Consider the following 20,541-nt stretch of genomic DNA (forward strand, 5'->3'; position numbering starts at 1 on the left):
CTGAGGAACCGACGGCTCCCCAGGATCAGGCATTCACGGTTGGGGCTTGAGCGCGGATGCTCAGGCCTTCTTGTCCGGGGCGGGCTTGTCGGTCGGATTGGCGATCAGCGCCTTGAGCTCGTCGCTCATCTGGAAGTTCAGGTTCAGGCCTTTCGGTGGGATCGGCTGGGTAAACCACTTGGCGTAGATCGTGTTGATATCGCCTGACTTGAACGTTGCGAGGATGGCGTCATCGACGGCTTTCTTGAAGTCCGCATCGCCCTTGCGCACCATGCAACCGTAGATTTCATAGGACTGCGCGGTACCGGTCACGGCCCAATCGGTGGGCTTTTTGGCCTTGGCCATTTCACCGGCGAGCAGCGCGTCATCCATCATGAACGCAACGGCGCGACCCGATTCCAGCATCTGGAACGATTCACCGTGGTCCTTGGCGGAAATCACGTTCATGCCCATCTGCTTGTCGGCGTTCATGGACTTGATGATGCGCTCGGACGTCGTGCCGGCGGTGGTGACGACGTTTTTGCCCTTCAGGTCGTCGAAGTCCTTGTAGGACGAATCGGCTTTGGAGAGCAGGCGGGTGCCGATCTCGAAGATCCCGACGGAGAAATCGACTTGCTGGCCGCGCTCTGCGTTGTTGGTGGTGGAGCCACACTCAACGTCGACGGTGCCGTTCTGCACCAGCGGGATACGGGTTTGCGAGGTGACCAGGTTGTACTTGACCTTCAGGTCCGGCATGTCCAGGTCTTTCTTGATCGCTTCGACGATCTTCAGCTGGATATCGTGGGAGTAGCCAACCGGCACGCCCGAGGCGTCGGCGATGTAGGAAAACGGAATGGAGGAGTCGCGGTGACCGAGCGTGATAGTGCCGGACTCTTTGATTTTCTTGAGCGTGCCGGTGAGTTCGGCGGCGAAAACCGGGGTGGTGATCAAAGCGGCAGCGACAGCTGCGCCTAGGAGATGGGGAACGATGCGCATCAATGAATCCTCAACTTTGTTTTTTTTATGGGACCGGTTCGAGACAGCCCGCTTGTTTTACAACGCCTCAACGGCGGCCCAATCAGGCGCACGCTACGGTCGAGACAGTCATGCACAAGTGTAGAGCATGACTCATGCCAAGCACGCCGGCGGGGCTAACGTGTTGATGGGCAAGCGTTTTAGTTTTCGAGGGGGAAAAAGATGGGAAGGCGAAGGACGGAATGCCGAATAAAGCGGAGGTGTGCGTTCGGAAATCCGAATGCGGATGGCGGTGCAGTGTGGGAGGGAGCTTGCTCGCGACAGCGTCAGATCAGACACCACCTATTTCGCGTAGCCCCCTTATCTCACGAGCAAGCTCCCTCCCACGGGATGTATGCGTTTTCAGGCCGCAGCGATAGCGCCCTTGCCGCTGGCCACCTTTTCCAGATAAACCCGCACGTTCTGATGTTCTTCAGCGGTGGTGAACAGGCCCAGCTTGGTCCGGCGCCACAGGATGTCGTCGGCCTGGGTTGCCCATTCGGCACTGCACAGGTAGTCGACTTCGCGCGAATACAAACCGCCGCCCAGGTGCTCACCCATGTCAGCCAGACCCTGCACGCCTTCGACGATGCGCAGGCTGCGGCTGCCATAAGTGATCGACCAGCGCCGGGCAATTTGCGCCGGCAACCAAGGGCAACGCTGTTGCAATTCGGTGGCCAGCGCCGCCGGCGTCGTCATATTTTCGCCACCGGGCAGGCTGCTTTTCGCCGTCCAGCTTGGCTTCATCTGCGGGAAGAACGGCGCCAGCTGTTGCAGAGCGGATTCTGCCAGCTTGCGGTAGGTGGTCAGCTTGCCGCCGAACACCGACAGAATCGGCGCTTCTTCGGCACTGCCGGACAAAGAGAGCGTGTAGTCGCGCGTGATCGCAGACGGGTTGTCGGATTCGTCGTTGCACAACGGACGCACGCCGGAGTAGGTACGGATGATGTCGTCCCGGCTCAGTTGCGCCTTGAAGTGCTCGTTGACGATCTTGAGCAGGTAGTCCGTTTCACCCTCGGTGATGGCGACTTTGGCCGGGTCGCCGGTGTATTCGCGGTCAGTCGTGCCAATGATGGTGAAGTGATCCAGGTACGGAATCGCGAACACGATGCGCTGATCTTCGTTCTGGAGGATGAACGCGTTTTCGCCTTCGTACAGTTTCGGCACGATCAAATGGCTGCCCTGAATCAGGCGGATGCCGTACTGCGATTCCAGCTTCAGGTCTTCACGGATGAATTTCGCCACCCATGGCCCGGCGGCGTTGACCAGCGCCTTGGCACGGATCGAAAACAGGCTGCCGTCGGCGCGCTCCATGTTCATATGCCACAGGCCATGGCTGCGGCGCGCGTTCAGGCAACGAGTCTGTGTGTGGATATGCGCGCCTTTTTCCCGAGCGGCCATCGCGTTAAGGACCACCAGGCGGGCGTCGTCGACCCAGCAGTCCGAATATTCGAAACCGTGGGTAATAGTGGATTTGAGTGGGCTGTCGGCGCCGAACTTGAGGTTCTTCGAGCCGGGGAGTTTTTCGCGTTTGCCCAAGTGGTCATAAAGGAACAGACCGGCACGAATCATCCACGCCGGGCGCAGGTGCGGGCGATGGGGCAAAACAAAACGCATGGGTTTGACGATATGGGGGGCTTTGTCCAGCAGCACTTCGCGTTCTGCCAGCGCTTCACGCACCAGCCGGAACTCGTAGTGCTCAAGGTAACGCAGGCCGCCGTGGATGAGCTTACTGCTGGCGGAGGAAGTGTGGCTGGCCAGATCGTCCTTTTCGCAGAGGAAAACACTCAGACCGCGCCCGGAAGCGTCCGCCGCGATTCCGACACCGTTGATGCCACCCCCGATGACAGCGATGTCGTAGACCTCGGAAAGCGGCGGGGTGGGCAGTGTGGAATGGGGCATCGGAGCCTCCTGTGAGCAGTTTGTCTAGAAGTTCGAACGATGATCGAAAGTAACGAATTCGAACATTTATGTTCATTTCCGAAAATCATAGCGCAAACAGAAGGCACCAGCCAGCCGGGATTGATTGAAAATACTGATCAAGGGGCGGGGAAAGGAACAAAAGTGAACATAGTTAGCGAGCAGCTGTAGGAGCGCGCTTGCCCGCGATGGTGCCTTGCTTTGAGCTATTTGTTGACTGACACACTCTGATCGCGGGCAAGCGCGCTCCTACAGAGCGGAGCGGCAAACTTCGAAATAAGGGTTAAACCACTTCCAACCGAATCTTGTTCTGCGTCAGCAACCGCGCCAGGGCGGGCACTGGCTCCTGATCGGTGACCAGGCAGTCGATCAGGGTGATCGGGCCCAGTCGAACCATCGCGTTACGCCCGAACTTGCTGGAGTCGGCGGCCAGAATCACTTGCCGGGCATTGGCGATGATGGCTTGGGACACCCGGACTTCCTGATAATCGAAATCCAGCAGGCTGCCGTCTTCGTCGATGCCGCTGATGCCCACCAGCGCGAAATCCACTTTGAACTGGGTAATGAAATCGACGCTGGCCTGACCGACGACGCCGCCGTCACGCCGCACATTGCCGCCGGCCAGCAGTACTTCGAAGTCGTCCTTGCCACTGAGGATCGACGCAACGTGCAGGTTGTTGGTGATGATCTTCAGGTGGTTGTGATTGAGCAGGGCGCGAGCGATGGATTCGGTGGTGGTACCGATGTTGATGAACAGGGAGGCGTGATCGGGGATCTGCGCGGCAATCGCTTCGGCGATGCGCTGCTTTTCATCGCGCATCTGATCGGCACGCATGGCGTAAGCGGTGTTTTCGATGCTGGAGTCGTAAGCGGCGCCGCCGTGGTAACGACGCAGCAGGTTCATTTCCGCCAACTGATTGATGTCGCGACGGATGGTTTGCGGGGTCACGACGAATAATTGCGCCATTTCCTCAATGCTGACGTAGCCGCGTTCGCGGACCAGCTCCAGGATCTGCTGTTGACGGGGTGGCAGATTCATTTTTTTTCCTTCGGACACAGGCGCCCATCATGCCGCAGGCGTGTATTACCTGTCAGCCGGAAAAATCTGAAGCGTGAAGAGACCTTCTGTAGGAGCCAACTTGTTGGCGAAACGGCTGACGCGGTCTGTCAGCCGTGACGCCTCGCGAACAAGTTCGCTCCTACAGGGAGAGGGCGGTAATCACTCCGCCGTTTCGTGCGGCTCCCAGTCGCGGGTACGGTCTACCGCTTTCTTCCAGCCGGCGTAGAGCTTTTCCTTTTGCGCTTCATCGCATTGCGGTTCGAACCGGCGCTCGATAACCGCCTTGTCTTTCAACTCGTCCAGGCTGCTCCAGAAGCCGATGGCCAGGCCCGCCAGGTAAGCGGCGCCCAACGCGGTGGTCTCGCGCATTTTCGGGCGCTCCACTTCGGTGCCCAGAATGTCGGCCTGAAACTGCATCAGGAAGTTGTTGGCCACCGCGCCGCCGTCAACACGCAACGACTTCAAGCGCTCGCCGGCATCCTGCTGCATGGCATCGAGCACGTCACGGGTCTGGTAAGCGATGGATTCAAGCGCGGCGCGGATGATGTGGTCGACTTTGACGCCACGGGTCAGGCCGAACAAGGCGCCGCGGGCGTAGGGGTCCCAATACGGCGCGCCGAGGCCGGTGAACGCCGGGACCAGGTACACGCCGTTGCTGTCTTTGACTTTGGTGGCGAAGTATTCGGTGTCCATGGAGTCGTTGACGATTTTCAGCTCGTCGCGCAGCCACTGCACGGTCGACCCGCCGTTGAACACGGCGCCTTCCAGCGCATAGGCCACTTCGCCCCGTGGACCGCAACCGATGGTGGTCAGCAGGCCGTGGTTGGATTTGACCGCCTTCTTGCCGGTGTTCATCAGCAGGAAGCAGCCGGTGCCGTAGGTGTTCTTGGCTTGACCGGGTTCAACGCACATCTGCCCGAACAGTGCCGATTGCTGGTCGCCGGCAATGCCTGCGATAGGGATGCCGCTCTTGCTGTGGCCATAGACCTCGGACGATGACTTGACCTGCGGCAGCATTTCGCGCGGCACGTCCAGCACGTCGAGCATGCGCTGATCCCACTCCAGCGTATGGATGTTGAACATCATGGTGCGCGAGGCGTTGGTGTAATCGGTGACGTGGGTCGTGCCGCCGGTGAATTTCCAGATCAGCCAACTATCGATGGTGCCGAACATCAACTCACCGCGGCGGGCGCGTTCACGGCTGCCTTCAACGTGGTCGAGAATCCATTTGAGTTTGCTGCCGGAAAAGTAAGGATCGATCACCAGTCCGGTGGTGTCCTTGATGTAATCCTCGAGACCGTCGCGCTTGAGCTGCTGACAGATCTCGGTACTGCGACGGCACTGCCAGACCACGGCGTTATAGATCGGACGGCCGGTGTCCTTTTCCCAGACCACCGTGGTTTCACGCTGGTTGGTGATGCCGATGGCGGCGATCTGGTTGTGGTGCAGGTTGGCCTGGGCCAGGACCTTGGTCATGCAGGCGGTCTGGCTGGCGAAGATTTCCATCGGGTCATGCTCGACCCAGCCAGGCTGCGGGTAATGCTGGACGAACTCACTCTGCGCGGTGCTGACCACGTTGGCGTCGCGGTCGAAGACGATAGCCCGGGAGCTGGTGGTCCCTTGATCAAGGGCAATGATGTAATTTTTATTTTCTGTGTCAGTCATGTCGATTGCCTGGTAGTAAAGCGTGGCGTCAGTTTACGTGCAAATTCCGGTAGGACCCATGTGTGCGGCAATGCAGATGCGGATATTCGTATTCGAAAAAATATAGACATAAACGAAGCGTGTCAAAGTCGAAACTGAACAGTCGCGTTTGCGCCGTGACTAAAGCGTTTGCGCAGCAGATGCCCTAAAGTAGACGCACCCGCCCACACACTGCCCGGTACGTCTGGAGTGCCCGCATGACCCCCGCATTGGACCTGTTGAAAAAAGCGCGCGCCGAACACCGTATTCACAGCTATGAGCACGATCCCAAGGCGGCTTCCTACGGTCTGGAAGCGGCCGAGAAACTGAATCTGCAACCGTCTCAGGTGTTCAAGACCCTGCTGGCCAGCACCGAAAAAAATGAGTTGCTGGTGGCCGTTGTGCCCGTGGTGGGCACCCTGGACCTCAAGGCGCTGGCCCACGCTGCCGGCGCGAAGAAAGCAGAAATGGCCGACCCGGCCGCCGCGCAACGGGCCACCGGCTATCTGTTGGGCGGCATCAGTCCGTTAGGTCAGAAGAAAAGGCTGCGCACCTTCATTGACGTGTCGGCCCAGCCTTTCGAAACCATCTTCGTCAGCGCCGGACGACGTGGACTTGAAGTTGAGTTGTCTGCTGCTGTACTCGCTGAGCATACCCATGCGACATTTGCGCAAATTGGCCGTGATTGATCCAGATGCGCCTCAAACGCTCTGAATCAGTGACACCTCATAACACTGTCTGGCGCCCGGTGGGTCGCTGTTCTGATTAACCCGTGGGGATGCCTTCCATGCAACTCGAATTTCATCAAGTCGACGCCTTCAGCGATCAGCCCTTTGCCGGCAACCCCGCGATGGTCTACCGGCTGGACACCTGGCTTGCCGACGACCTGATGCAGCGCATTGCCGCTGAACACAATCTGGCCGAGACCGCTTTTTTTGTCCGTGCGGCACAAGGCTGGCACATCCGCTGGTTCACCCCAACCACTGAAGTGCCGTTATGCGGCCATGCGACGCTGGCCAGCGCTCATGTGTTGTTTGAACTCTACGGCGAAACCTCCGAGAGCATCGAGTTCATCGGCAAATCCGGACCTATGAGCGTCAGTCGCGAAGCGGGGCGCCTGTTGCTGGACCTCCCGGCAATGCCACCCAGCGAAGTCGGCGTGACGGTCGACATCGAGCGCGCACTGGGCCTTGAGGTGGTCGATGTGCTGGGCGCCGCCGAGTTGCTGGTGGTGCTGGAGTCCGAGCAGGCGGTGCGTGACTGCAAACCTGATTTGAGCGCCATCGCGCGGCTGCCGTGGCCGGGCGTCATCGTGACCGCGAAGGGTGAACATCATGATTTCGTGTCGCGCTACTTCGCGCCGGCGCTGGGGATCGCCGAGGACTCAGTGACCGGCTCGACCCATTGCTCGCTGATCCCGTATTGGTCCGGGCGCCTGAACAAACTCAGCCTGAGCGCGTTTCAATGCTCGGCGCGCGGCGGAGAACTGTTTTGTCGTCTGGAAGGGGATCGGGTGAAAGTGGGCGGGTATGCGACGCTGGTGGCCAGTGGAATGTTGAGGGTGGGGGTGATACCGCCTGCGACGAAATAGCTAAGGTAGGAGGGAGCTTGCTCGCGAAATCAGTGTGGGCGCCAGAGGTTTGGCGTCCTTGCGCTCCGATTCGCGAGCAAGCTCCCTCCCACTCATCAGCCAGGCTGTGGCGTGTTCACCGCAACACTCCCCAATGCCGGAAACAACACCAGATGCTCTGCCGCGACTTGAATCCCGACGTGGTCGCCCGGGTTCAGATCGGCGTGGCTGGGAAACAAACCTTCCAGTTGGGTGCCGGTCGGCAATTGCAGGCGATACAGCGTTGCTGCGCCCTGGAATGTCTTGCTCGCGACCCGAGCCTTCAGCGCGCTGTCCGGCGTGTAGATGATGTCGTCGGGCCTGAGCAGCACGTCCATCGGTGCGCCGCTGACGCCGGCGTAGGCGCGGTTGCCACGCAACACGCCCAGTTCCGTCTGCACGGACTCTGCATCGATCAGTTGCCCACGAATGAAATAACCCTGGCCGATGAAGCTGGCCACGAACGGTGTGGCAGGTTCGTGATAGAGGTTGTAGGGCGTGTCCCACTGTTCCAGCCGACCCTCCTTGAACACACCGACGTGATCGCTGACGGCAAATGCTTCTTCCTGGTCGTGGGTGACCAGGATGGCGCTGGTGCCTCGGGCCTTGAGAATGTCGCGGACCTCAAGGCTCAGACGACGGCGCAATTCCCCGTCCAGGTTGGAAAACGGCTCATCCAGCAACAGCAATTGCGGCTCGGGCGCCAGTGCGCGGGCCAATGCCACGCGTTGCTGCTGGCCGCCGGACAGTTCATGGGGATAGCGCTGGCCCAGTGCGCCGAGGTTGACCAGTTCGAGCATCTCGCCGGTCAGCTGCGCCAGCCGCGGGTGCTTGCGAATGCCGAAGGCGATGTTCTCGGCGACCGTCAGGTGAGGGAAAAGCGCGTAGTCCTGAAACACCATGCCAATGCGGCGTTTTTCCGGAGCCAGCGTGTAGCCCGCCCGCGAGATCACTTCGCCACCCAGGATAATTTCGCCGTCGTGCACCGGCTCGAACCCGGCGATGGCGCGCAAGGTGGTGGTCTTGCCGCAACCCGATGAGCCGAGTAGACAGCCGATGTCGCCCGCGTTGAGGTGCAGGTTCAGATCCTGCACCACGCGCTGATCCTGGTAACCGCAGGCCAGGTGTCGCAGCTTCAACAGCAGCGGCGCACTCATGCAGGCTGTAACGCCGGCGCGACGAGGAATTCCAGCAGTGCCTTTTGCGCATGCAGGCGGTTTTCGGCCTGATCCCACGCGACCGAACGCGGGTCGTCCAGCAAATCCTGACTGATTTCTTCGCCCCGATGGGCGGGCAGGCAGTGCATGAACAAGACGTCCTCAGCGGCCAGGTCCAGCAAGGCCTTGTTCACCTGAAACGGGGTGAATAAGGCGATGCGCTTGGCGGTTTCTTCTTCCTGGCCCATCGAGGTCCAGACGTCTGTGCTGACCAGATGCGCACCCTTCACGGCTTCACGGGGATCGCGAGTGAGGGTTACACGGCTGCCCGCGAGTGCCAGAAAACGTGGGTCGGGTTCATAACCGTCAGGGCAGGCGATGCGCAGATTGAAGTCAAACTGGATCGCCGCTTCTATATAGCTGTTGCACATGTTGTTGCCGTCGCCGATCCAGGCCACGGTTTTGCCCTTGATCGAACCGCGATGCTCCAGGAACGTCTGCATGTCGGCCAGCAATTGGCAGGGGTGCAGGTCGTCGGAGAGCCCGTTGATGACGGGTACCTGGGAGTGGGCGGCGAACTCGGTCAGATTGCTGTGGGCAAAGGTGCGGATCATCACGGCATCGACCATGCGCGACATCACGCGGGCGCCATCGGCGATGGGCTCACCACGGCCCAGCTGGGTGTCGCGGGGGGACAGGAAAATGGCCTGGCCGCCGAGCTGGATCATGCCCGCTTCAAACGAAACACGGGTACGCGTCGAAGATTTCTCGAAGATCATGGCCAGGACCCGGCCGCGCAGGGGCTCGAAAAGCACGCCGCGTTGACGCAGGTCTTTTAGCTCTATGCCGCGACGGAGCACGCCGATGAGTTCATCGGGCGTGTAGTCCATCATCGAGAGAAAGTGCCTTGCGCTCATCATTAACTACCTTTCTGCAACAGACCGCAGGTCTTCAAAGCCGGGTTTTATCGGGAAAACGGGCGAGACCTGCGGCGAAAGCCGCACGGGGCGACGAATAGGGAAGGCGCGAGGGTATAAGAAAATGTCGCCTGATGCCAAGCGCCTGTAGGGTCGGGAAAATTTACTCGGACGCCCGGTCGCCGGAAAGTGGCGGCTGCGGGGGCATTTCGTATTTCCAGATGCTACAGTGGAAAGGACGTTGAGGCACATCGCCATGCTCGCGCGTGTCGAAGCGCTCAGTTGTACACTGCCATCATCAGCGTTGGCAATTACTGCTGTTTCTGCAACAGTCCCGCAGGGCCCAAACGCCTTATGCGACCTGCTTCACGGCTCGGAAACCCGGACGTTTCCTAAATATCAGGCGTGGGTTATAAATAGCGCTTATGTAGTACACCTCAGGGGGTGGGGAATGGATTCAAAAGAGAAACAACTGACGGAACTGCTTGGGTTGACTGCCCGCACCCTCACGCACCTCACCGCGTCCATGACGTCGATGTCCTTCGAATTGATGCGCAGCGAAGACGAAGTGACCCGTTCAGCGGGTCGTCGCATGATTGACCGTATGGCGACCATCAGCTCCGGCCTGGATGATCACTGGCGATTGATCGGTGAATTGACCGGGATCCAGGTCTCTCAGGAACAGGTCGAGACGGTTCACGAGATTCAGCTTCAGCGCAAGGTGGTCACGCCGATTGGCGGTTCCGCTTCCTAGCTGTATTCCACGCCACACCGTGCACCCAGGCGAATGCTATCCGCTCGCCTGATGCCCCCCGATTCATGTCACGAACCTTTCTGGCGAAGTGACCCGTCACGTTCCATAGTTTTGTCGGCGCGATCATCCGGACCGCTTACAAAAATATGAGGCTGGCGATGACCAAGACCCTTCACCACCGAGCCTGTCACCTGTGCGAGGCCATCTGTGGCCTGACCCTCGAAACCACCGATGACGACGCTGCCGGACCCCGGATCACCTCGATCAAGGGCGATGCGCTGGACACCTTCAGCCGCGGCCATATCTGCCCCAAAGCCATTGCGTTGCAGGACATCCAGAACGACCCGGACCGACTGCGGCAGCCCATGCGCCGAATCGGCAGCGACTGGCACCCCATGGAGTGGCAGGCAGCCTTTGACCTGGTCGCGCAGCGCTTGCTGGCTGTTCAGGCGCGGCACGGGCAGGACGCGGTGGCGGTGTACCAGGGCAATCCCAGCGTTCACAACTATGGCCTGATGACCCACAGCAATTACTTTCTGGGTCAGCTGAAAACCCGCAATCGATTCTCGGCCACCTCGGTGGACCAACTCCCGCACCACCTCACCAGTTACCTGATGTACGGCCACGGCCTGTTGCTGCCGATTGCTGACATCGACCACACCGATTTCATGCTGATCCTGGGCGGCAACCCCTTGGCATCCAACGGCAGCATCATGACCGTGCCGGACGTAGAGAAGCGCCTGAAAGCGATTCAGGCGCGCGGCGGCAAGGTCGTGGTGGTGGATCCGCGCCGCAGCGAAACCGCCGCTATCGCCAGTCAGCATGTGTTCGTGCGTCCGGGCGGCGACGCAGCGCTGCTCTTCGGGCTGCTCCATACGCTGCTCGCCGAAGGCCTCACCCGGAGCAGCCATTTGCCGGTCGACGGGCTGGAGGACGTGCGCAGCGCCGTAGCGGACCTCAACGCTGACGCCATGAGCCTGCGCTGTGGCGTGCCCGCCGACACCATTCGCCAGCTTGCGCGGGAGTTCGCCGGGGCCGACAAGGCGGTGTGTTATGGCCGGATGGGGATCTCCACCCAGTCGTTCGGCACGCTGTGTCACTGGCTGGTGCAACTGATCAATCTGGTGACGGGCAATCTCGATCGGGTCGGCGGGGCGGTGTGCACTGAGCCAGCGGTGGATCTGGTGCAGTCGACCGCTGGCGGCGGTTTCAATCGCTGGCAAAGCCGCGTGTCCGGGCTGCCGGAATACGGCGGCGAGCTGCCGGTGTCGGCGCTGGCAGAAGAAATGCTCACCGAAGGCGAGGGGCAGGTGAAAGCGCTGATCACGGTGGCGGGCAATCCGGTGCTGTCCACGCCCAACGGTCGACGCCTCGAACAGGCGCTCGACGGTCTGGATTTCATGCTCAGCATTGATCTCTACATCAACGAAACCACGCGCTATGCGGACGTAATCCTGCCGTCCACTTCTGCACTGGAAAACGATCACTACGACACCACGTTCAATCTGCTGGCCGTGCGTAATGTCACCCGTTTCAACCGGGCCATCCTCGACAAGCCGGAGGGCGCGTTGCATGACTGGGAAATCTTCGTGGGGCTGGCCCAGGCGTTCGCTGCTGCAGCGGGGCGCGAACTGAAACCGACCGTGCCGCCTTCCCATATGATTGATCGCGGCCTTCGTGGTGGGTTGTATGGCGATGCATCGCCCTGGAAGCTGTCGATCGAAGCGCTGCGTGACCACCCCCATGGCCTGGACCTCGGCGCATTGAAGCCCAATCTGGCCGCGCGCCTGAAGACTGCGAACCAGCGAGTGCACGCGGCGCCGCCAGAGATCCTCGCTGACCTTGCGCGGTTCAAGGCCTTGCCACCGCCGCCGCCGGACGAACTGTTGATGATCGGTCGCCGCCATGTCCGGAGCAATAACTCATGGATGCACAATTACCACCGACTGGTGAAGGGCAAGCCGCGGCATCAGCTGTTGATGCATCCCGATGATCTTGCCAGCCGGGGGCTGGTGGACGGGCAAACCGTGCACGTCAGCTCTCGGGTCGGCGCGGTCGATGTGCAGGTGCTGGCAACCGCCGACATGATGCCGGGGGTGGTCAGTCTGCCCCACGGCTGGGGGCACGGCCGTCCCGGCGTCAAGGCGGCCATTGCGCGTGATCAGCCCGGTGTGAGTGCCAATGACCTGACTGACGAGCGGCAGCTTGATGCAGTGTCCGGCAACGCTGTGTTGAACGGCGTGCCGGTGCAGGTGACGGCGCCCTGAGGCGTTCAGGTACTCGACCGGGACCCTGCCCGAGCGTTACGCTAGGGATTCCGTTACAATGCGCCACCGTGTCGACTCACTGAGTCGTAAAGTTAAGCCGAGGTGTTCCATGGATATCATCGAAACGATTAAAGAGCAGATTGCCAGCAACACCATTCTGCTTTACATGAAAGGCGCTCCGAATGCCCCTCAATGCGGTTTTTCGGCCAAGGCTTCTCAGGCATTGATGGCGTGTGGCGAAAAGTTCGCTTACGTCGATATCCTGCAAAACCCCGAAATCCGCGCCAACCTGCCGAAATACGCCAACTGGCCAACCTTCCCGCAACTCTGGGTCGGCGGTGAATTGGTCGGCGGTAGCGACATCATCACCGAGATGCAGGCCGACGGCTCGTTGCAGACGCTGGTCAAAGACGCTGTAGCAAAAAATGCCACGGCCTGATCTTCTGTAGGAGTCAACGTGTTGGCGAGCGGTTGTGTGGTGTATTCGTGACATCGCCCGCCAGTGAATTCGCTCCTGCATAAGACCGGTGCCAGCAGGCATAAAAAAGCCCCGCTTCTCGTGAGAGAAGCGGGGCTTTTTGTTGGCGACTTACTCTTCGCCCATCTGCGACTGCAGATAATTTTCGATGCCGATCTTGTCGATCAGGCCCAGCTGGGTTTCCAGCCAGTCGATGTGCTCTTCTTCGGATTCAAGAATGTCTTCCAGCAGTTCGCGGCTGCCAAAATCCGCGACCACTTCACAGTGAGCGATGGCGGCCTTGAGATCCGCATGGCCGGTGCGTTCGATTCGCAGATCGCACTCCAGCATTTCCCTGGTGTGCTCACCGATCAGGATTTTGCCCAGGTCTTGCAGGTTGGGCAGGCCTTCCAGAAACAGGATGCGCTTGATCAGCTTGTCCGCGTGCTTCATCTCGTCGATGGACTCGTGGTACTCGTGCTTGCCCAGCTTGTTCAGGCCCCAATCTTCATACATCCGCGCGTGCAGAAAGTATTGGTTGATCGCGACCAGCTCGTTTCCGAGGATCTTGTTGAGATGCTGGATGACTGTAATGTCGCCTTTCATGATCGGGGTCCTGTCGATGAAGTCACTTATAGCGCGCAAGTCTGAGCGCGGTCTTCACGTCTGTCAAACCTAAGTTATTGAATCGTAAGTGAAATTAAATAGTAATAAGAATGTTTGTGTTCCGCATCCGAACGCTAAGCGCTTGAATTAAAGGCATAAAAAAACCGGACACTAAGTCCGGTTCTATTGAATTGGGGTTTTCAGGCGACTGAATATTCTGCGGGATAAGCCAAGGCGGCGTGGCTGACCTGCAGTTCAGTGAGGGTTTCACGCACCACCTGCTTGGCGAGGCAGGCGCATTTACCGCATTTGCTGGCTACATTCAGGGTTTCGCGAACCTCGCGATAACTGCAGCATCCTTCCATGATTGCTTCACGGATTTGTCCGTCAGTAACACCTTGGCAGAGGCAGACATACATAAATTAGGACCGTCGCTGAGTGAATGGCTCAAGTGCGATGGATACTAATGTTAATGAGAATGCTTGTCAAAACTACTTCCCGAATGCGATTAAGAAGCCCGATGAATGGTTAACTGTTCCTACAATGCAGTCCCACAAAAAAGCCGACCACGTGGGTCGGCTTCTTAAATACCGTGAGCGACCTCAGTCGTGAAAGTCTTCCCAGCCGCCCATTTCTTTCCAGCGATTGACGATGCCGCAGAACAGCTCTGCCGTCTTCTCGGTGTCGTAGCGGGCTGAGTGGGCCTCGCGGCCGTCGAAATCGATGTCAGCGGTCTGGCAAGCCTTGGCGAGCACGGTCTGACCGTACGCCAGTCCGGCCAGCGTGGCGGTGTCGAAGCTGGAGAAGGGGTGAAACGGGTTACGCTTCATGTCCAGCCGCGCAACGGCGGCGTTGAGAAAGCCCAGGTCAAAGCTCGCATTGTGACCCACCAGAATCGCGCGTTTGCAGCCATTGGCTTTCAACGCCTTGCGCACACCGCGAAAAATGTCGGTCAGCGCAGTCTCCTCACTGACGGCCATGCGCAGGGGGTGGTCGAGCTTGATCCCGGTGAACTCCAGGGCAGCGGCTTCGATGTTGGCACCAGCGAAGGGCTCGACGCGAAAGAAGTACGTGTGCTCAGGGAACACAAAACCTTTCTCGTCCATGCCGATGGTAACGGCGGCAATTTCCAGCAACGCGTCGGTGGCTGAATTGAAGCCACCGGTTTCTACGTCGACCACGACCGGCAGGTAACCGCGAAAGCGGGCCGCCATCGGATGCCTGGAGCCAGTACCGCCGCCAGAACCTTCCTGTTCGTCATCGTATTGGTCTTCACTCACGCGTTTTTCTCCAGCAGACGCCAGCGCAGTTTTTCACCGGCGCGCAGCGGGATAACAGAAAGCTCGCCAAATGGCAGGCTGGTTGGCGCAGTCCACTCTTCACGAACCAGGGTAATGGTGTCGGTGTTGAGAGGCAGACCGTAAAACGCCGGCCCGTTGCGACTGGCAAAGCCTTCGAGCTTGTCCAGCGCGTTGCGCTGTTCAAACGCTTCCGCGTAGAGCTCGATCGCCGCGAAGGCGGTGTAGCAACCGGCGCAACCACACGCGGCTTCCTTGGCATGCTGGGCATGAGGCGCGGAATCGGTGCCCAGGAAGAACTTGCTGCTGCCACTGGTGGCGGCATCGAGCAGCGCGACCTGATGGGTATTGCGCTTGAGGATCGGCAGGCAATAGAAGTGCGGACGAATCCCGCCCACCAGCATGTGATTGCGGTTATAGAGCAGGTGGTGAGCCGTGATCGTCGCCGCCACGTTGGCAGACGCCTCATTGACGAACTGCACGGCCTCGGTCGTGGTGATGTGTTCGAACACCACCTTGAGCGTTGGCAGCAGGTCGACAACGCGCCTTAGGTGCTCATCGATGAAGATCTTCTCGCGGTCGAACACGTCGATGTCACCGCGTGTGACTTCACCGTGCACCAACAGCGGCATGCCGACCTCGGCCATGGCCTCCAGCGTCGGCAGGATCTTGTCGATGCTGGTGACGCCTGAATCGGAATTGGTGGTCGCGCCCGCCGGGTAGAGCTTGGCGGCGTGCACAAAACCAGTGGCCTTGGCGGCGCGGACGTCTTGAGGGGTGGTGACATCGGTCAGGTACAGCACCATCAATGGCTCGAAGCGGTTACCGGCCGGTCGGGCGCCGAGGATGCGCTGACGATAAGCGTCGGCTTCCTGGGCGTTGCGTACCGGGGGCACCAGATTGGGCATGATGATGGCGCGGCCAAAGGTGCGTGCGACGTCAGCAACGGTGTGGGGCAAAACAGCGCCATCACGAAGATGGATGTGCCAGTCGTCGGGGCGCAGGAGGGTCAGGCGGTCGGACATTGGGAATTCCAGGCGGGTCAAACTCGCTGGGAATGCTACCGGAAAAGACTCCTCCAGGCACTCGCTATCAAGTTTTACAGGAACTAACCGATAGCCACGTGTAAGCAACAAATCTCGTAAAGCGGAAAAATCTTTGTGGAGCCTCCCGTGCGCCAGCGATATCTAGCCCTGCTCAGCGTGTTTGCCAGCCTCCCGGCCATGGCTCTCACTTTCCAGACGCGTCTGGAAAATATTGAGTGGAAGGTAGAAGGCGATCAGTTTGAATGCCGCCTGACGCAGCCCATTACTGACTTCGGGTCGGGGGAGTTCGTGCGTCGCGCCGGGGAGCAGGCGACATTCCGACTGAAGGCCACCGGTTATGCGCTCGGGCCAGGTTCAGCCACGTTGATTGCAGCCGCTGCACCCTGGCAGCCAGGGCGTGGTGATATCAACCTCGGCGCTGTGCAGATCGTCAACGGCCAGGTCCCGTTCAACTCGTCCCAGGCTCAGGCCAGCAAGTTGATCACCGGACTCATGGACGGTCGCAGCCCGGTTATCCGCCACAACCCTCGCGATGGCGGTGGCGGCATGGAAGTGCGGTTATTGCCGGTGAAGTTCAGCAAGGCGTACGGCGATTTTCAGCTGTGTACCGCCAAGCTTCTGCCCATGAATTACGAGCAGGTCAAGCAAGCTGAAATCGGCTTCCCCGGCGGTGGGATCGAGCTGGATGCAGCCGGTAAGGCCAGGCTGGACGTGGTGGTGGCGTATATGAAAGCCGACCCTACGGTCAATCACGTCGAGCTGGACGGCCACTCCGATAACAGCGGTAACCGTCTGACCAACCGTGATCTGTCCCGCCGTCGGGCGTTGTCGGTCATGGACTACCTCAAAGCCCAGGGCATCCCGGAAGAGCAGGTGACCCTGCGTTTTCATGGCGAGCGCTATCCGCTGGTACCCAATACCAATAACGCCAATCGCGCGCGAAACCGCCGAGTGAACCTGCACCTGGAGCGCGTCGCACCGGTTGAGAAGCCTGCGCCCGTGGCCGCAGCAGGCAGCGCCGCGTCCACCTCCTGATCGCCGCTGCCGTGTCGTACACCTGACTTGATTTGTCGCTTCGTCGTCACAAGCTGTCGCGAGACTGTAAATTCACGGCCCAGGTCGTTAGAATCGACGGTTTTCCGTACAACGCGTTGGAGTGATGGCATGGCGGACGTAAACAAGGTAGTTCTCGCGTATTCCGGAGGCCTGGATACTTCGGTAATCCTCAAGTGGCTGCAGGATACGTACAACTGCGAAGTAGTGACTTTTACTGCTGACCTCGGTCAAGGCGAAGAAGTCGAGCCCGCACGTGCCAAGGCACAAGCCATGGGCGTGAAGGAAATCTACATCGACGACCTGCGTGAAGAGTTCGTACGCGATTTCGTCTTCCCGATGTTCCGCGCCAATACCGTTTATGAAGGTGAGTACCTGCTGGGTACTTCCATCGCTCGTCCTCTGATCGCCAAACGTCTGATCGAGATCGCCAACGAAACCGGTGCCGACGCCATTTCCCACGGCGCGACCGGTAAAGGTAACGACCAGGTCCGTTTCGAGCTGGGTGCCTACGCGCTCAAGCCTGGCGTGAAGGTCATCGCTCCATGGCGCGAGTGGGACCTGCTGTCACGCGAAAAGCTGATGGACTACGCCGAGAAGCATGCGATCCCGATCGAGCGTCACGGCAAGAAGAAATCCCCGTACTCGATGGATGCCAACCTGCTGCACATCTCCTATGAAGGCGGCGTGCTGGAAGACACCTGGACCGAGCATGAAGAAGACATGTGGCGGTGGACCAAGTCCCCTGAGGACGCGCCCAACACCCCAACATATCTCGAACTGACCTACCGCAACGGCGACATCGTTGCGCTGGACGGCGTTGAAATGACACCGGCCACTGTGCTTGCCACGCTCAACCGCATCGGTGGCGAAAATGGCATCGGTCGCTTGGATATTGTCGAAAACCGTTACGTGGGCATGAAGTCCCGTGGCTGCTACGAGACGCCGGGCGGCACCATCATGCTGCGTGGTCACCGTGCTATCGAGTCGATCACTCTGGACCGCGAAGTCGCTCACCTGAAAGACGAGATGATGCCCAAGTACGCCAGCATGATCTACACCGGCTACTGGTGGAGCCCTGAGCGTCTGATGATGCAGCAGATGATCGACGCGTCGCAGGCCCATGTGAACGGTGTCGTGCGTCTCAAGCTGTATAAAGGCAACGTGATCGTAACGGGTCGCAAGTCTGACGATTCGTTGTTTGATGCCAACATCGCAACCTTCGAAGAAGACGGCGGCGCCTACAACCAGGCCGATGCAGCGGGCTTTATCAAGCTCAACGCGCTGCGTATGCGGATCGCTGCGAACAAGAACCGCAAGTTGTTCTAAGCCCGTAATGCGTGTGGAAAGCAGCCCTGACAGGGCTGCTTTCGTATCCGCCCGAAAAAATGCATCACACCTCAAACCACCGATACGTCAGCGTTTCGCTGCGGGTTTTTTCGTGGACGTCTTGCGGGTTACCGTGTAATCGGCCTTTGTTTCGTGGACAGCCGTGCTGGATGCGGGGGTGTGGCAGTTCAGTATCGCCAGCACATCATCGGTCGACCGGTCGTAACGCTTCATGAGCGACATAAGTTTCTTTTCGAAGGCTAGCTCCGCGATCAGTTCTTCTTCATTCTTCAGCAGCTCCAGTCGAGCCATTTCAACTTTCAGCGCATCTTCCAGATCGTGAAATTCTTTAAGTCGAGACATGATATTTCCATCTTTTGAGTATTGATGTCAGTACATTCTGTTTGGTTAACAGCATCATTTTTACGTCACCTTAGTCGGTTTCCTGCGGATCGTCCTGCTGCATAACTGCCCTAAATGTTGACCTGAGTTTGTTTCTAAAAATGTGCTCATGCGTAAAGCCGCGGTGTGCGAGGTCTGCCTGGAATAAATGTCAGGTTATGTTGTCCTTTCCCACTTTCCGAATCGGAAAGGCCTCGCTTTCTTTGCTATTCTTCGAAGGGTCTGAATCCATATTTCCTACGTCGCGGTGTAGGTCGTCGGATATCTCCCTTTGAAAGATGATGCCGTGTCATTAAAATTCAACGTCTTGCACCGCTGGCCGGCTTTAATCAGTAATTGCGCGCGATTGCACTGAACATACTGACTATGAGCAGAGCGATCTCGCTGAACAGGTTCAGCCCTCTGTCGAGTTGCCGTCAGTCTTGTTGGCCAGGTGCTGTCGGAATTCAATACGGTACGCTTTACCGATATTCCACACGTCTCTGACGCTCAGCCCCAAGAGTTGTGCGATCTCCGGTGCCGTGTAACCCAGGCTTGAATAATGCATTGCGTGGCCGGCCACGACGTCATCAATGGCGGCAAGCTCTCTGGGCCTTGTAAACCGTGTGCCTCGAATAGGTTGGCTGTAACGGATAGTCAGCCCATTTTCGTTGGCCAGGCGCTTGATGTCCTTCCTGTTCATCCGCAGCGAATACTGCAATGCTGAAACGCCCGCCCCTTTGGCCACCAGCCCTTTCAGCAACTCAAGCTTCGCCTTCAACAGCTCATCCGCGTCCGCCTCCTGCTCCGGGGGCTCGTTGACCGCCGTCCCCGTGTCGCGTTCTCCTGATTCGCCATTGCGCACTACATTGATAACGCCTCCCTGGGCCACAAAAAGTTGAACCGCGGTAGAAAGTTGCAAACGCTCATTATCATGAGACGGTGAAGTCCGTGTTTTCTTGTTCATGTTGCATTCCTTGTGAATACGTTGAAGTGCACATTTTTACTTGGGCTATATCTCACATGCCTATCTGCATACTTTCCAGTAAATGTATTGCTCAGCCAAAGTGTCTACTGAATAAGCAGGGCGCAGTGCGGGTGTTAGCGTTTTAACTCGTCAACCAGCAAGTTTATAAAGAAGAAGATATCGGCCAATTAAGAAGGCCTTCTATCAAAAAGTAACGACTGGTAATAAAATTTGCAAGTAAAAAAACCATCTTTCCTTAATTTGTTTATTCAGTTAAGGCCGCGTCTTACATGGGCTGCATGAGCGTCTTTTAGTTGTGTAGTACATTTCTTCTTTATCAAATTCGGTCTGGATTTGCAGCGGGATTTGGTATTACGTGCAGGTCGAACGAGCCTTGGTCGACGTAAATGATGCAAAAAGTGTGGGGCGTACATTCGGTTATTTCCGGATTTGTCAGCGCTGCGATGTGTGAGCGGGGTCTTGCGTAGTTCGGGTCCTTCCCTGTCGGTTGTGACAGGCCAACAGCGACAGAGGCTGGAAAAGTCCGGTTGTTGTGTAGGACTCGTCCCTAAATAAATAAATATCAAAACGAGTCACAGGCGGTGTGTAGTTTTTCAGCCCGATGCGATGGCATGTTAGAGGGGGCGTTTCAGTAATATTTTATGATTCTTGTTTTTTGGCGTGGCAGGTAATTCGGCTTACGCTGCCCAGCAGTTGAGCTCGCCAAGGGTCATCCGTCGGGGGAGTTTCAATGTATGGGGCAATCGCTGACGGCATTGTCCCCGCAGTCCCTGGGAGGACAGGCTTGGACGCCCCGTGGCAGAAGCGACAGATACAACTGGTCGCGGCAAGTCAGGGTTATTGAGCAATGAGGAAGCGCAATGAATGGAGCCGTTAAAATAATGATATCGCGCGGTTTTTTGGCAAACGATGATCGAGCCCTGCAGGCATGGCAACCTGTTGATTCCATGGAGGGAATAGTGTGAATACTTCTAAATTGTCCTTGAATAAGGCAAGTCCTGTAGGACCTTTCTGCTGTGGCTG

General features: G+C 58.4%; 19 protein-coding genes. 7 read left to right on the forward strand and 12 right to left on the reverse strand.

Annotated features, from left to right (window positions below; all coding sequences use genetic code 11):
• Nucleotides 1-60 precede the first annotated feature (60 nt).
• The 4 genes from ABQX22_RS22875 to glpK form a co-directional block, all read right to left on the reverse strand.
• On the reverse strand, nucleotides 61-975 hold the full coding sequence (locus ABQX22_RS22875; RefSeq protein WP_349802152.1) for a glutamate/aspartate ABC transporter substrate-binding protein: 915 nt from the start codon (nucleotides 973-975) through the stop codon (nucleotides 61-63).
• A 381-nt stretch (nucleotides 976-1,356) separates the two neighbouring features.
• A complete protein-coding gene (gene glpD, locus ABQX22_RS22880; RefSeq protein ID WP_349802153.1) occupies nucleotides 1,357-2,895 on the reverse strand; it encodes a glycerol-3-phosphate dehydrogenase in 1,539 nt (512 codons plus the stop codon).
• A gap of 301 nt (nucleotides 2,896-3,196) precedes the next feature.
• Nucleotides 3,197-3,952 (reverse strand): DeoR/GlpR family transcriptional regulator, encoded by a 756-nt coding sequence (locus ABQX22_RS22885; RefSeq protein ID WP_349802154.1) that lies wholly within the window; start codon nucleotides 3,950-3,952, stop codon nucleotides 3,197-3,199.
• 180 nt (nucleotides 3,953-4,132) lie between these two features.
• Nucleotides 4,133-5,638, reverse strand: a complete 1,506-nt coding sequence (glpK, locus tag ABQX22_RS22890) for a glycerol kinase GlpK (RefSeq protein WP_349802155.1) — start codon at nucleotides 5,636-5,638, stop codon at nucleotides 4,133-4,135.
• 236 nt (nucleotides 5,639-5,874) lie between these two features.
• Here glpK and ybaK point away from each other — a divergent pair, with 236 nt between their 5' ends.
• Nucleotides 5,875-6,345 (forward strand): Cys-tRNA(Pro) deacylase, encoded by a 471-nt coding sequence (gene ybaK, locus ABQX22_RS22895; RefSeq protein ID WP_349802156.1) that lies wholly within the window; start codon nucleotides 5,875-5,877, stop codon nucleotides 6,343-6,345.
• Nucleotides 6,346-6,443: 98 nt separating this feature from the next.
• Complete coding sequence (locus ABQX22_RS22900) at nucleotides 6,444-7,247, forward strand: PhzF family phenazine biosynthesis protein (RefSeq protein WP_349802157.1); 804 nt, start codon at nucleotides 6,444-6,446, stop codon at nucleotides 7,245-7,247.
• Nucleotides 7,248-7,342: 95 nt separating this feature from the next.
• Here ABQX22_RS22900 and ABQX22_RS22905 read toward each other — a convergent pair whose 3' ends face one another.
• Complete coding sequence (locus tag ABQX22_RS22905; protein WP_349802158.1) at nucleotides 7,343-8,422, reverse strand: ABC transporter ATP-binding protein; 1,080 nt, start codon at nucleotides 8,420-8,422, stop codon at nucleotides 7,343-7,345.
• Nucleotides 8,419-9,339 carry an ornithine carbamoyltransferase gene (gene argF / locus ABQX22_RS22910; RefSeq protein ID WP_349802159.1) on the reverse strand — a complete coding sequence of 307 codons (921 nt, stop codon included), beginning with the start codon at nucleotides 9,337-9,339 and terminating at the stop codon, nucleotides 8,419-8,421. Before argF ends, ABQX22_RS22905 begins: the two co-directional genes overlap by 4 nt.
• 451 nt (nucleotides 9,340-9,790) lie before the next feature.
• On the opposite strand from argF, the gene ABQX22_RS22915 reads away from it, so the two are divergent.
• From ABQX22_RS22915 to grxD, 3 genes are all read left to right on the forward strand, one after another.
• Nucleotides 9,791-10,093: a hypothetical protein gene (locus ABQX22_RS22915; RefSeq protein WP_349802160.1), complete on the forward strand. Its 303-nt coding sequence runs from the start codon at nucleotides 9,791-9,793 to the stop codon at nucleotides 10,091-10,093.
• Nucleotides 10,094-10,251: 158 nt separating this feature from the next.
• Nucleotides 10,252-12,360, forward strand: coding sequence for a molybdopterin oxidoreductase family protein (locus tag ABQX22_RS22920; protein WP_349802161.1), 2,109 nt, complete (start codon nucleotides 10,252-10,254; stop codon nucleotides 12,358-12,360).
• Between the two features lie 109 nt (nucleotides 12,361-12,469).
• Complete coding sequence (grxD, locus tag ABQX22_RS22925; protein ID WP_349802162.1) at nucleotides 12,470-12,799, forward strand: Grx4 family monothiol glutaredoxin; 330 nt, start codon at nucleotides 12,470-12,472, stop codon at nucleotides 12,797-12,799.
• 150 nt (nucleotides 12,800-12,949) lie between these two features.
• On the opposite strand, the gene bfr is transcribed toward grxD, so the two are convergent.
• The 4 genes from bfr to pyrC all read right to left on the reverse strand — a co-directional run bounded on the left by bfr (nucleotide 12,950) and on the right by pyrC (nucleotide 15,746).
• The gene (bfr, locus tag ABQX22_RS22930; RefSeq protein WP_349802163.1) at nucleotides 12,950-13,423 is read right to left on the reverse strand and encodes a bacterioferritin; all 474 of its coding nucleotides are present in this window, start codon (nucleotides 13,421-13,423) and stop codon (nucleotides 12,950-12,952) included.
• A 200-nt stretch (nucleotides 13,424-13,623) separates the two neighbouring features.
• On the reverse strand, nucleotides 13,624-13,842 hold the full coding sequence (locus ABQX22_RS22935; protein ID WP_349802164.1) for a bacterioferritin-associated ferredoxin: 219 nt from the start codon (nucleotides 13,840-13,842) through the stop codon (nucleotides 13,624-13,626).
• A gap of 183 nt (nucleotides 13,843-14,025) precedes the next feature.
• Nucleotides 14,026-14,637, reverse strand: coding sequence for a ribonuclease T (gene rnt, locus ABQX22_RS22940; RefSeq protein ID WP_349802191.1), 612 nt, complete (start codon nucleotides 14,635-14,637; stop codon nucleotides 14,026-14,028).
• A gap of 62 nt (nucleotides 14,638-14,699) precedes the next feature.
• Entirely contained in the window at nucleotides 14,700-15,746 is a 1,047-nt protein-coding gene (gene pyrC / locus ABQX22_RS22945; protein WP_349802165.1) for a dihydroorotase, read from the reverse strand.
• A 147-nt stretch (nucleotides 15,747-15,893) separates the two neighbouring features.
• Here pyrC and ABQX22_RS22950 point away from each other — a divergent pair, with 147 nt between their 5' ends.
• Entirely contained in the window at nucleotides 15,894-16,802 is a 909-nt protein-coding gene (locus tag ABQX22_RS22950) for a flagellar protein MotY (protein WP_349802166.1), read from the forward strand.
• A gap of 129 nt (nucleotides 16,803-16,931) precedes the next feature.
• Complete coding sequence (locus ABQX22_RS22955; RefSeq protein ID WP_349802167.1) at nucleotides 16,932-18,149, forward strand: argininosuccinate synthase; 1,218 nt, start codon at nucleotides 16,932-16,934, stop codon at nucleotides 18,147-18,149.
• An 87-nt stretch (nucleotides 18,150-18,236) separates the two neighbouring features.
• On the opposite strand, the gene ABQX22_RS22960 is transcribed toward ABQX22_RS22955, so the two are convergent.
• Complete coding sequence (locus ABQX22_RS22960; protein WP_349802168.1) at nucleotides 18,237-18,512, reverse strand: hypothetical protein; 276 nt, start codon at nucleotides 18,510-18,512, stop codon at nucleotides 18,237-18,239.
• Between the two features lie 433 nt (nucleotides 18,513-18,945).
• Nucleotides 18,946-19,497, reverse strand: a complete 552-nt coding sequence (locus tag ABQX22_RS22965; protein WP_349802169.1) for a hypothetical protein — start codon at nucleotides 19,495-19,497, stop codon at nucleotides 18,946-18,948.
• Nucleotides 19,498-20,541 lie beyond the last annotated feature (1,044 nt).

It is taken from the genome of Xanthomonas sp. WHRI 1810A, assembly GCF_040202885.1.
GTDB lineage: Bacteria > Pseudomonadota > Gammaproteobacteria > Pseudomonadales > Pseudomonadaceae > Aquipseudomonas.

Bases quoted from the DNA above. Each gene is read 5' to 3' on its own strand.
- ABQX22_RS22875 (WP_349802152.1), bottom strand. From the start codon at position 975: ATGCGCATCGTTCCCCATCTCCTAGGCGCAGCTGTCGCTGCCGCTTTG.
- glpD (WP_349802153.1), bottom strand. From the start codon at position 2,895: ATGCCCCATTCCACACTGCCCACCCCGCCGCTTTCCGAGGTCTACGAC.
- ABQX22_RS22885 (WP_349802154.1), bottom strand. From the start codon at position 3,952: ATGAATCTGCCACCCCGTCAACAGCAGATCCTGGAGCTGGTCCGCGAA.
- glpK (WP_349802155.1), bottom strand. From the start codon at position 5,638: ATGACTGACACAGAAAATAAAAATTACATCATTGCCCTTGATCAAGGG.
- ybaK (WP_349802156.1), top strand. From the start codon at position 5,875: ATGACCCCCGCATTGGACCTGTTGAAAAAAGCGCGCGCCGAACACCGT.
- ABQX22_RS22900 (WP_349802157.1), top strand. From the start codon at position 6,444: ATGCAACTCGAATTTCATCAAGTCGACGCCTTCAGCGATCAGCCCTTT.
- ABQX22_RS22905 (WP_349802158.1), bottom strand. From the start codon at position 8,422: ATGAGTGCGCCGCTGCTGTTGAAGCTGCGACACCTGGCCTGCGGTTAC.
- argF (WP_349802159.1), bottom strand. From the start codon at position 9,339: ATGAGCGCAAGGCACTTTCTCTCGATGATGGACTACACGCCCGATGAA.
- ABQX22_RS22915 (WP_349802160.1), top strand. From the start codon at position 9,791: ATGGATTCAAAAGAGAAACAACTGACGGAACTGCTTGGGTTGACTGCC.
- ABQX22_RS22920 (WP_349802161.1), top strand. From the start codon at position 10,252: ATGACCAAGACCCTTCACCACCGAGCCTGTCACCTGTGCGAGGCCATC.
- grxD (WP_349802162.1), top strand. From the start codon at position 12,470: ATGGATATCATCGAAACGATTAAAGAGCAGATTGCCAGCAACACCATT.
- bfr (WP_349802163.1), bottom strand. From the start codon at position 13,423: ATGAAAGGCGACATTACAGTCATCCAGCATCTCAACAAGATCCTCGGA.
- ABQX22_RS22935 (WP_349802164.1), bottom strand. From the start codon at position 13,842: ATGTATGTCTGCCTCTGCCAAGGTGTTACTGACGGACAAATCCGTGAA.
- rnt (WP_349802191.1), bottom strand. From the start codon at position 14,637: ATGGCGGCCCGCTTTCGCGGTTACCTGCCGGTCGTGGTCGACGTAGAA.
- pyrC (WP_349802165.1), bottom strand. From the start codon at position 15,746: ATGTCCGACCGCCTGACCCTCCTGCGCCCCGACGACTGGCACATCCAT.
- ABQX22_RS22955 (WP_349802167.1), top strand. From the start codon at position 16,932: ATGGCGGACGTAAACAAGGTAGTTCTCGCGTATTCCGGAGGCCTGGAT.
- ABQX22_RS22960 (WP_349802168.1), bottom strand. From the start codon at position 18,512: ATGTCTCGACTTAAAGAATTTCACGATCTGGAAGATGCGCTGAAAGTT.
- ABQX22_RS22965 (WP_349802169.1), bottom strand. From the start codon at position 19,497: ATGAACAAGAAAACACGGACTTCACCGTCTCATGATAATGAGCGTTTG.